The organism is Amygdalobacter indicium, assembly GCF_029101545.1.
Taxonomy (GTDB): domain Bacteria; phylum Bacillota; class Clostridia; order Saccharofermentanales; family Fastidiosipilaceae; genus Amygdalobacter; species Amygdalobacter indicium.
Genome location: NZ_CP118866.1, coordinates 1,034,391 through 1,045,469 on the forward strand (window position 1 = coordinate 1,034,391; position 11,079 = coordinate 1,045,469).

Annotated in this window: 8 protein-coding genes and 1 tRNA gene; 1 reads left to right on the plus strand and 8 read right to left on the minus strand. The window is 39.0% G+C overall.

Translation table 11 applies throughout. The features are described from left to right. Positions 1-89: 89 nt before the first annotated feature. The 4 genes from PYS60_RS04320 to PYS60_RS04335 all read right to left on the minus strand — a co-directional run bounded on the left by PYS60_RS04320 (position 90) and on the right by PYS60_RS04335 (position 5,165). Positions 90-1,196, minus strand: a complete 1,107-nt coding sequence (locus PYS60_RS04320) for a glycosyltransferase family 2 protein (protein ID WP_315567974.1) — start codon at positions 1,194-1,196, stop codon at positions 90-92. A 14-nt stretch (positions 1,197-1,210) separates the two neighbouring features. Then, entirely contained in the window at positions 1,211-1,642 is a 432-nt protein-coding gene (locus PYS60_RS04325) for a cell division protein SepF (RefSeq protein ID WP_315567976.1), read from the minus strand. 30 nt (positions 1,643-1,672) lie between these two features. Then, positions 1,673-3,805 carry an HlyD family efflux transporter periplasmic adaptor subunit gene (locus tag PYS60_RS04330; RefSeq protein WP_315567978.1) on the minus strand — a complete coding sequence of 711 codons (2,133 nt, stop codon included), beginning with the start codon at positions 3,803-3,805 and terminating at the stop codon, positions 1,673-1,675. Positions 3,806-3,884: 79 nt separating this feature from the next. Continuing rightward, positions 3,885-5,165, minus strand: coding sequence for a methionine gamma-lyase family protein (locus tag PYS60_RS04335; protein ID WP_390866555.1), 1,281 nt, complete (start codon positions 5,163-5,165; stop codon positions 3,885-3,887). Between the two features lie 235 nt (positions 5,166-5,400). Between PYS60_RS04335 and PYS60_RS04340 the strand changes: the two genes are divergently transcribed. Continuing rightward, positions 5,401-5,484, plus strand: a tRNA-Leu gene (locus PYS60_RS04340). 397 nt (positions 5,485-5,881) lie between these two features. Here PYS60_RS04340 and glnA read toward each other — a convergent pair. The 4 genes from glnA to rpoD all read right to left on the minus strand — a co-directional run bounded on the left by glnA (position 5,882) and on the right by rpoD (position 10,868). Continuing rightward, a complete protein-coding gene (gene glnA / locus PYS60_RS04345; RefSeq protein ID WP_315567982.1) occupies positions 5,882-7,219 on the minus strand; it encodes a type I glutamate--ammonia ligase in 1,338 nt (445 codons plus the stop codon). Positions 7,220-7,322: 103 nt separating this feature from the next. Continuing rightward, entirely contained in the window at positions 7,323-8,573 is a 1,251-nt protein-coding gene (locus PYS60_RS04350; protein WP_315567983.1) for a hypothetical protein, read from the minus strand. A 143-nt stretch (positions 8,574-8,716) separates the two neighbouring features. Then, positions 8,717-9,706 (minus strand): tRNA (adenine(22)-N(1))-methyltransferase TrmK, encoded by a 990-nt coding sequence (locus tag PYS60_RS04355; protein WP_315567985.1) that lies wholly within the window; start codon positions 9,704-9,706, stop codon positions 8,717-8,719. A 10-nt stretch (positions 9,707-9,716) separates the two neighbouring features. Continuing rightward, positions 9,717-10,868: an RNA polymerase sigma factor RpoD gene (gene rpoD, locus PYS60_RS04360; protein WP_390866556.1), complete on the minus strand. Its 1,152-nt coding sequence runs from the start codon at positions 10,866-10,868 to the stop codon at positions 9,717-9,719. Positions 10,869-11,079: the final 211 nt, after the last annotated feature.

Genomic DNA, 11,079 nt, shown 5'->3' on the forward strand with positions numbered 1-11,079 from the left:
TCTTCCTTTCCGAGCAACAATTAAACTTTATCATTAAATCCGACTTGCAATAATCTGTTTCGAATCGGAATTATAATTTGATACCTATCTTAATTAAACTTAAAGATTTTTTTCACTACATGATAGAACATGCCGATCGCCTTATTTCCCAGAGGTAAATTAAGCAGAACATTAGGCAAAGAGCGTCTGACCGCTGCATACATTTTTTTGTCGAAAGTTTGTAAAAAGTACCATAAATCGCGAATTTTCTCTTTTGCTTCCGGTGTATCAATCATAATCAGATGAACTACACTTACCGTATACATTGCTGCCAAATAGTGCATCAAATATTGGCGTATCTTCTGATTTTCCTTTCCCGGAAGATCACTGTACAAATGGTATGCCTGCGTTAAAAGCTTGGTAACTCTAATTTGCTGATCAATCCTTTTAATGAAATTATTTTCATTAACCGACTGATCGTCCCGTCCAACTTCATAGTGATACAATTCTACCGGCAAATAGTAAATTTGGCGGCAGTAAGGTAAGGGTATATAAGCCAACAAATTATCGACGTAAAAGCAATGTTCCGGCAATACCAAAGAGGCATCATGTAAAATTTGGCGGCGATAAATCATCGAATGCATCGTCAAATAAGTACCCTGCGTAAACGATTTACTTTCATGAAATTGGAAGAATTTTTCAACCGGTACCTGTCTCTTCAGGGAAATCCGATTTTTACCTTCTTCGATATTTTCATAAGTATAATCAACTAACAAAAGATCGGGTAAAGGACTGCTTGAATCCTGCAAAAAAGCTTTTCTCATTGCTTTCAATTTGTCCAAAGTAAGTGTCAAAGCCTGAGGATTCAACCAATCATCAGCATCCAATACGTAATAGTACATCCCGACGCCATGTTGCATACCGTAATTAACGCCGGAACCGTGACCGCCGTTTTCCTTATTCACAACTTTAAACATCTCAGGATATTTGTCGACATACTGTTGCGCAATTTCAGCAGTATTATCTTTCGAACCGTCATTAACAATAATTACTTCCAAAGATTCTTTAGCAGCTTGGTCAAGTTCTGTAAAAGGCTCCAAAGACCGCGGTAAAAATTTAGCAGCATTATATGCCGGTACGGCAATAGTCAAGATTTTATTGTCCACCAATTCTGTTTGAATGTCTGTAATCTTAAATTCTCTACCTTCTTTTTCCATAAGTTCCTCTCTTCTTATTGCTGTTGCATACCGCCGGAATTATTTCTGTCAGTACGATAAGTTACAGTCTTGGGCATCAACAAATAAATTTCCCGGCTTATTTTTGTGAAATTACCTTCCAAAACAAAAGCAACACCGGAAATAAAGTCCAAGCTTCTCTGGAAATCGGAAGCATTCATATTGCTCAAATCACAAACTACCGACGCCCCCCGTTTGAAATGGAACGCTATTTCCTGCGCACCTGCGATATCTTTAGCCTCTACCAAAACGATTTCTCCGTTAGTAGGCAAATTCCGCAGATAAGCAGCAGCTTGCGGATTGACGGAAGTCGCAGGTACCCGGCGCACAGACTCGCGCTGTCCGTCGGCGGCAGCTGCCTCATAATTATCATTATACTCACCGTCTTCATCGCTAACCGGTTTTAAGATGTTCTTGAAAAAAGCCATAATTTGTCTCCTTTGTATTTATACTGCTAATTATGTTACTTGTTGCCCGGCTTTTACCTGGCGCGGATTCAACACAATAATTGCTCCGTCCTTAATTACCGTTTCTTTTTCATTCAGTCCTTGAATAATAGCATTTTGTTCATTGCTCTCCAAGACTCTGACTTGTTCTTTCTCAATGAATCCTGCCTTGACCACATAAATATAAGCTGTACTTTCACGATTAACATTATCATAAAGTAAAGCTGCTTTAGGAATAATCAAGCCACTATGTGTCGCTTTAATCAAATTAGCTTTGATTGCTACTTTATCAAGCAGACTTTCAACATTTCTATCACACTTCAAAAGTAACAGAACACCCGAAGCATCCGGTGTAACGCGCAGAAGATTACACTTTTCGATAACTTGACCTAAACCGGCTACTTCCAATTTATAATTATTATTTACAGTAAAATCGCTGGTTTTAGCATTGGCAACCTGCAAAAGAAAATACTGGTAACGCGTGTCAATCAAACGAATAATGGGCAACTTTTCTTTAATCTTCGTCCCGTTAGTCGAAACTGAAGGTTTCGCAGCATTATAATAATTTATAAACTGATCATAACTCATACTTTGAATTGTTTCCGTGTTAACGTCAATAGCCAGTGGATTAATCTTATAGGAAATCAATCCGGCTGTCGGAGTTTCAATTATTCTGGCTTTTTCTTTAAGTTCATGCGCCAAAACTTTTTGCTCCGTACGTAAATTTTCAATCACCGGATCAGCCAAATTCATTTGTTTCAATGAAAAATTCCGTTCCTGCATCAATGGTTGTAAATTATAAACGTATGTATTGAGATGCGACAAAACATTATGACTTAAATCATGCCGTAAAAGATTAATTGTCGGCAACATGGAGCTGTCGGATTTACTGAATAACTGATTCGCCTGCAAATTTCGTCCTTGTTTCAACATAGTTAAAATCTGTTCTGAAATTTGCTGTTCAATATTATCATTCTTACTCTTAATATCACTGATATCAACTGTCACTATATTGGCAACTTCCTGTTCGGCAGCTACCAAACTGCCTTCAGCTTTAATCGCCTGCAATTCGCCGGCAACAGGAGCATACAAAACTCGCTCTTCCCGCGCAACAAAGCCGAAAGACGAATATTTTTGTTCCAAATCGCCGTTCTTCAATATATACAAATGAATTTTAGCCCTTGTTTGTTGCATAATAACTCCGGCAACTGCCAAAGTCAGCAACAACAAACTGCAAGTGAAACAAAAAACAGTTATACGTCTGCGTCTTTTTTCCTGCTTCTGTAATTTAGCAATGGAAACATCCAAATCACGATTAATTTGTTCTAAATTTTTCTTATTAATGTCATTTGTTACTGCGGATCCTATACGGTCTTTTTTATTAAATGAAGGCAAAAGACTGATCAAAGTTCCCAAAACTATCTCATAAAAATTATGCAGAAAAGATTCTTTTTTCGCCTGTTGCAGCTTCTTCAGCTGCTTCTGCTCCGGTCTCTGTTCTGCAACATTGTATTTTTGCATCACAGACTGAGGATTATACGCCGGATAAGTATCTTTAACAGCGGAAGTACGTTTATTATTTGCCGCTTTTCTTTTTTTGAAAAAAGAAAGCGATTTTATCAACGGCATTTCCGCCTTATGTTTACCGGATTTATTTCTTTTATTTAAAGCAGTTCCGACAGCAGCCAATAAGCCCGTTATTTTTAACTTTTTATTAGTAGAAGTCAAGTTCTTTCGTTCGCTCTTTAATGTCCCGTCCGGCATTAAAATCCGTTCATCTGCGAAAGGTCCATTTTGCAAAGGCGCAGGCATGGACGCGCCGCCTGAATTTCTCCTGTTTTTCAAGTTTGCTAAATTACTTTTGTGATATGCAAAATTCGGGTCATCGGTCGTTATAGCCTGCATTCCCTGCTGAAATTCTTTCTCCAAATTGGCGAAAGAATTATTATTTTTCATGCGTTGGCGCAGCAAAGCAAAGCTGCTGTTGCCGCTTTGCTCATAATAATAGTTATCCAACCTGGCCTCATCCTGCTTTTCTACATTTTCAGCAATTTGTTGTTGTTTTTTACTCAACTTTTTACTCAAATTGTCCGCCAGATGCTTTACCGGTAGTAAATTGCTTAAACTAAATTTTTTACCTGCCATCCCTATCACTCAAATCATCAATTAAATATGTTAAGTATAACATTATTCTGCTGCAACTTGCTTAAGAAAGCTGAAATAATCATGTATTTTGTAATTCCTGCGTCGCCAACAAAGCTGCAAGTTTAACATTTTCATAAACAACTCCTCCCTGCATATAAGCAGTATAAGGTGCTTTTATCGGGCCGTCAGCACTTAATTCCAAAGAAGAACCTTGAACAAAAGCACCGCAAGCCATAATCACATCGGCATCATATCCGGGCATAGCCCACGGTACCGGCTTAAAATGGCTGTCAATCGGTGAAGCTGCCTGAATTGACTGACAAAATTTAATCAAACTTTCAGCATCATTGAATTCCAATAATTGCACAATATCTGAGCGTATACCCAAAGCTTCAGGTTGTGAAATAACATTATGCCGCGAAAACCATAATGCCGAAAACTCCAAGCCTTTCAAGCACTCTGCTACAACATGCGGGGCAAAATAGAATCCCTGGATAATATTACGATTATAACCCAGACTCGGGCCTACTTCTCCGCCAATTCCGGGAGCTGTCAAACGACATTGTGCCTTTTCCACCAAGTCCCCTCTGCCGGCAACATATCCGCCGGAAGGTGCCAAGCTGCCGCCGGGATTCTTAATTAATGATCCGGCTATCAAATCAGCGCCTACTTGCGTCGGCTCCATAATTTCCGTAAATTCGCCGTAACAATTATCGACAAAAACTATAACTTCAGGCTTATATTTTTTTATTGCTCTAATTACCGGTTCCAACTCACTGATTGTAAAAGCATTGCGTCTTTGATAACCGCGCGAACGCTGCAAATGAACTAATTTAGTTTTATCATTAATATTAGCTAAAATAGCCGGAATATCAGGTTTGCCGTCCGCTGTTAATTCAACTTGCCGATAGCTTACCCCGAAATCTTTAAGTGAACCTGCATCGGCCGCACTATCATCACCTATACCGATAACACTGTCCAATGTATCATACGGCTTGCCGAAAGCTGCGAGCATTTCATCACCCGGCCGCAGACAGGCATATAAAGCTACAGCTATAGCTTGGGTTCCGGCGCTGATACTTAAACGTACTAAAGCCTTCTCCGCTCCGAAAACCTCAGCATAAATCTTTTCAATTTTTTCTCTCCCCGAGTCATTGTAACCGTAACCGGTGGTAGCAGCAAAATCAGTTTCAGCAAATTTATATTTCTGCATTGCCTTTAACACTTTAAGTTGATTGAATATTTTGTTTGATTCTATTCTGGCAAAACTCGCTGCTAAATCTTTTTCTACATGTAACGCTTCTTCTACTAATTTAGGCGATATATTCCAAGCGCTGTATGCTCTTTTCTCAAGTTCCAATTTATAATTTTCTATATTGAAATTTTCCATAATCTCTCCTGTTTCGCTTCAACCGATTTTCAGTATCATATTGTCGAAGCGATGAAATACAGCTAATAATTATAAAGGTTAATGTCTGATTGAGCAAAAATATTATATCAGTCGAAATCTCGGGTGCCTTATAACAGTAAAAATAAAAAGCAAATCATATTGACGAAGTCCGAAAAAACATTTATTATTCTGTTATTACAGTTTTGCGGTCGTGGCGAAATTGGTAGACGCGCAGCGTTGAGGTCGCTGTGGAGTAACATCCTTGCAAGTTCGAGTCTTGTCGACCGCATTTAAGCTACTTACTTTCAAGTAGCTTTTTTTCATATTTCGACGTCATTAAATTTCCTATTATGTAAGTACCCGCATAAGTATCTTTCTATAAATTTCAAGGTGCTTGGCTGAATGCTTCTTCCTTCGATGCGACTGCTTCCCGTGTCCTTCTTAGCCTCTTTTTATGCAACGAGCAAGTTAAGATAGTAAGTCGCCGTCAGCCTGCAAATTTGCTTATGAAGCAAGTTTAACAGAGGCAAGGACAAGGTAAAGCCGAATTTTCGTACAAAAATTCAAAATAAATTCGCCGCATTAAACAGTTGCAGCAAGTTGCAGCAAATTAAGTTACGCAAAAAAAAGCAAAGTCGCTTGTAATAGCGCTTTGCTGATTTATTGGCTTAAATCCATCCAACCATTTAATAGTCAATATAGTGTTCTAATTCCCAACGGGAAACACTCTGTGTATATTTGGCCCATTCCAACTCTTTCGACTCGATAAAGCGCCGAGTCAAATGCTCACCTAAGGCTTCCTGGATCAATTTGTCTTCCTTAAAAGCTTTGATTGCATTATGTAAAGTTGACGGTAAAGGTTGAATTCCGGCGGCCAGTCGTTCAGTTTCCGTCATTTCGAAAACATTGCCGCTGATAGGAGGCATCGGCATTTTGGCCTGTTTAATTCCGTCCAAACCGGCTTTTAATGTTGCAGCCAGCAACAAATAGGGGTTGGCTGTCGGATCGGCCGAACGTAATTCCAACCTTGTTGTCAGTTCACCGGCTGAAGGTATACGGACCAAAGGTGAACGATTTTTCAAAGACCAGGAAATATACACAGGTGCTTCAAATCCGGGAATTAGACGTTTATATGAATTAACTGTAGGATTACCGACAGCTGTTATCGCCCGAGCATGCGTCAATATGCCGTTTAAGAAATACAAAGCGGTATCCGAAAGCCCGTTTTCAGCCGCAGCATCGTAAAAAACGTTCTTGCCGCCTTGGAATAAAGACATATTGGTATGCATACCGTTACCTGCTTCACCTTGAAGCGGTTTAGCCATGAACGTGGCACATAATCCGTGTTTTTTCGCTACTGTCCGAACAACCAATTTGAATAACTGTACTCTATCGGCAGTGGTTAAAGCATCATCGAATTTGAAATCTATTTCTTGTTGACCGTTACCTACTTCATGGTGAGCAGCCTCAACTTCAAAGTCCATGTCTTCCAGAGTTTCAACAATTTCTCTCCGGCACTTGGCACCTTCATCACTGTCTGTCATATCGAAATAAGACGCATGGTCACAAGCTTCTGTCGTCCAATTACCGTTTTCATTCAATTTGAATAAGTGAAATTCAGCTTCAAAGCCGATATCAAAATCACTGTAACCGAATTCTCGCATTTCAGCCAAAACACGTTGAAGATTGTTACGCGGATCGCCTGCAAAAGGTGTTCCGTCAACATTATGCACACTGCAGGTCAAACGACCGATTTTGCCTGATGCTCCATCCTGCCACGGCATAACTATCCATGTCGACAAATCAGGATACAATACCATATCACTTTCTTCGATTCTCACAAAACCGTCAATTGATGAACCGTCGAAACGAATCTCATTAGTCAAAACCTTTTCCAATTGACTTGTCGGGACTTCGACGTTTTTCATTGTTCCGTTAATATCAGTAAATGCCAAGCGCAAAAATCTAATATTATTTTCTCTGACGCTGTTTCTGATATTTTCTGCTGTAATTTGCTTACTCATACTCACTAACCTCACGGTAAATTCAATGAAATTAATAATAATCAAGTAATGTGATATCGTCAACATTTATTACCGTAACTCTGGAATATAGTAAAACAAAATTTTATTCCTTCCGGGTCTTGGAATTTCTAAAATCTAAAGTGAAAATTCGCAATATTGAGCGTTTTTTGTTGTATCCGACAAGATAAAAGAACTGATTATTACTGTGCAATGTATATATTTCCGCCGGCTCAGTCTTTAATTCCGGTAATTTTAAATTATGATAAGTTTCGGTTGACAGATTATAAAGTGTCAGCTTATTATTTCGCAGCACTAATAATAGATTATTTCCTAATTTATACTCACTGATGTTATGCTTCTCTTGATTACTTTCTACTGATTGAGCTCTTAAACGCATTAAATGTAAAGGTTTATTTTGTAAAATCCATAAACTGTCTACGCTGTGCCAAACCGTAAAATCCTGATTAATTTGAATTTGTGATAATTTAAGCTCATAAGGTACTTGAACTTCTATTTTGTTTTCGTGCTCTAATGTTTCAAGTGTTAATTTGCTTCTCGGTATAATTAACGAACTATCCGGATTTTCGGGGTTAGCTAACTTAATAGGCGGCAAAACTTCAGTATCAATTAAATATCCTTGCATGATATTTTTATTAGTTACAGCAATTTTTGTCAGACGTTCCTGCTTAACATAGAATTTATAGAAACATGTCTCTAAATAAGAGATGCTATCGAATCTGTATTTATCAGCCTTTATGTATATTGTGTCATTTACTAAATATGCTGTGAGTTTATAATCAAATTCTTTATTATCGGTGCCGGGAAAAACAAGCACAGGTTTATCCGATTTTTCTAAAGATAATAAATTGAGTTGTTCGCCTTGCTCGGGAGCATTGCGACTTGCACTACTTCGGCGATAAGTGCTGAACAGCAAATACTTCTCGCTTACCTGCAACTTTTTTATTGCCATATATTCCGAACCTGAGGCAGTATAAAGTAAAGTATCTTCTTTACTTATGAGGTTATAACAACGAATAGTGGTTTGATATTTGTCAACAAAGTCCACCTTTTTGCCTTTACCGCTTTGATCAGTCAGTATAGAAGCATAATCTAAAACATAATATAACTTATCATCAAATAAACAATAATCGCTTGCTTCCGCCCCTTCGGGTAATGTTAAAGTATAAGCTTTAAGTTTATTCTTAACATCGTCTTCAGTCTTCTGCGTAAATTGTTGAAATTTTATATTCTCCGCTGTACAAAAATTTTGGCGACTGATTTTTGCTTTATTTTGGCAGGAAAGCGTAGTTGCAAATAATAACACACTCACTAACGAACTGAATAGGCGTTTCATTTTATCTACTCCTTATCAAACTGTCAAATAAAATGCGATAATTTATAATTTTATTTTATATAACGTCTTTCAAGTTGTCAATCAAATATCTTTATATATTTTAGCGAATATCATTGTACATTTTATCCAAAAATATAGGCTCTTTAATCACTAAAAGAACGAAATATACTCTGCCAGAAAGCTTGCTCTTCTCTCGGGGCGTGACAAACTTTAGTACTTAAATAGCGATATTTTGTTTCATAAAAGCGTAACAGCAAGGCGGCATATTTTCTCTTGCCGGCACATGAACAAGCGGCCAATTCTCGCCGAGAAATTACCGGCAGACTTTCCGGCGCAGCTTTTTTCGCAGCAAAAGTGATGTCGGCTTGTAAACCGAGGGCAAGTAAAGATAACAAGTAGCTCCATTCTTTATTTTTTCTTTCACTCTCAGTCAGAGCAATTGCTTCCCGCCATATTAACTGTAAATCAGTGTGAATCGGTGAATGTGGAGGTAAATTAGCTTGCCATCTTGATAATTTCTCCCAAAAATTTTTATCGTCCAAAATTGTTCCACCGGTACGTTCTATGTAAAACTTGCGCAAATCTGAAAGAGGAATTTGCTGCAAATCCAAAGCTCGGTACGGTTGATTTACGATTAATATTATTTCCTGTACTCGTCCTTTGTCTTCCACCAAAACTTCGCCCAAAACGGCAAAATCATGCAGCCATAAAGCTAATTTCAGTTTAGCATTCAGCTGCATCGGTTGCGCAATAATAAATAAAGGCGTACGTTCATGGTAGTCATCGGCTGCTATTCTGGGATCTGCTGCTAAAATGCGCCAAATACTTTCTCCGCTCAGCCCGGCGATAACTACGCTGTCATAATTCTGCAAATTGCTATGTTCTTTTATGCCGTCCGATAAAAAGCACTTGACATTAGTTAAGTGCAACTGAGCTATTAAATCGTCGGCACGTCTTAACGGTTGAGCAGCAATATCGGAAGCATATACCGACTTATGCGGAAAATAAGAAGCATAAGCAGCTGCCACCAAGCCGTGATCACACGCCAAATCGTGCAAACCGGTACTCGGTAAGAGCCTTAAGATTTGCACGATTAAATCCAAGCGCGGATCCAAATGCCTATTCAACGCCATATATTTACAATCAATCCATATAGCCCCGTAAATGTTTGGAGCGATTGGGATGGCGCAATTTACGTAAAGCTTTAGCTTCTATTTGACGAATGCGTTCTCTTGTAACATCAAATTCTTTGCCGACTTCCTCCAGAGTTCTGGTTCTACCGTCATCCAAACCGAAACGGAGGCGCAAAACTTTTTCTTCTCTCGGAGTTAATGTCGATAATACTTCACCCAATTGCTCTTTCAACAGGGAAAATGCCGTCTGATGTTCCGGTGAAGGTGCATCATCGTCGGGAATGAAATCACCCAAATGGCTGTCTTCCTCTTCACCGATCGGTTTCTCCAACGATACAGGCTCTTGCGAAATTTTCATAATTTCACGAACTTTATCCTCTTTAATTTCAAGGACTTTAGCCAATTCCTCCACTTCCGGTTCTCTACCCAGCTCCTGCAGCAAAGTTCTTTGAGCCCGAACCAACTTATTAATAGTTTCTACCATATGCACAGGAATACGAATAGTACGAGCCTGATCGGCAATAGCACGAGTAATCGCCTGACGGATCCACCAAGTTGCATATGTACTGAACTTAAAGCCCTTGGTATAATCGAACTTCTCAACAGCTTTTAACAGACCGAGGTTACCTTCCTGAATCAAGTCCAGGAAACTCATACCTCGACCGACATAACGTTTCGCAATTGATACAACCAGGCGTAAATTTGCCTCACACAGATGATCTCTGGCTTCAATATCGCCTTCCTGCATCCTCTGAGCTAACTCTTTTTCGCCTTCAGCGGTCAACAAATCGACTTTGCCGATTTCTTTCAAATACATACGCACCGGATCATCAACGCCGATAATATCGTAAATAGCAGATTTGTCTTTGTCGTCTTCTTCCAGATCTTCGATATCCGCATCTTCTTCGCTAATTTCAATATTGCGTTCGTTCAATTCTTCCAGCAAAGCTTCACTGTCTTCCGGTTCCAACTCATATAATTCGATTTGCTCATTGATTTCACGCATCGAAACGTGATTATCATTATTTTTAGCAATTTCGGTCAAATTTTCCAAAATTGTCGCTTTGGCATCATGACTGGCTAAATGTTTACAAGCCAACAAAGCTTTTTTACGTTCGTCATCCGTTGCTTCCAACAAATCCTCATCGTCTTCTCCCCGCATCACCGTATCATCTATGTTGGAAAGCGAATTAAAGTCTATGTCGGTATCGACATCAGCATCCTCATCTGTAATATTGCCGTCAAATTCCGGTTCTTCTTCCTCATTGGTTTTGTCATCTGCGGAATAATCGTCATCCAACAGGGCTTCTGTATCTTCTTCCTCTATTTTCGCATTTTTTTCGTTTTTGCTTTTCTTAGCAGTTTTTACGCTT

Bases quoted from the DNA above. Each gene is read 5' to 3' on its own strand.
- PYS60_RS04320 (WP_315567974.1), bottom strand. From the start codon at position 1,196: ATGGAAAAAGAAGGTAGAGAATTTAAGATTACAGACATTCAAACAGAA.
- PYS60_RS04325 (WP_315567976.1), bottom strand. From the start codon at position 1,642: ATGGCTTTTTTCAAGAACATCTTAAAACCGGTTAGCGATGAAGACGGT.
- PYS60_RS04330 (WP_315567978.1), bottom strand. From the start codon at position 3,805: ATGGCAGGTAAAAAATTTAGTTTAAGCAATTTACTACCGGTAAAGCAT.
- glnA (WP_315567982.1), bottom strand. From the start codon at position 7,219: ATGAGTAAGCAAATTACAGCAGAAAATATCAGAAACAGCGTCAGAGAA.
- PYS60_RS04350 (WP_315567983.1), bottom strand. From the start codon at position 8,573: ATGAAACGCCTATTCAGTTCGTTAGTGAGTGTGTTATTATTTGCAACT.
- PYS60_RS04355 (WP_315567985.1), bottom strand. From the start codon at position 9,706: ATGGCGTTGAATAGGCATTTGGATCCGCGCTTGGATTTAATCGTGCAA.
- rpoD (WP_390866556.1), bottom strand. From the start codon at position 10,868: ATGCGGGGAGAAGACGATGAGGATTTGTTGGAAGCAACGGATGACGAA.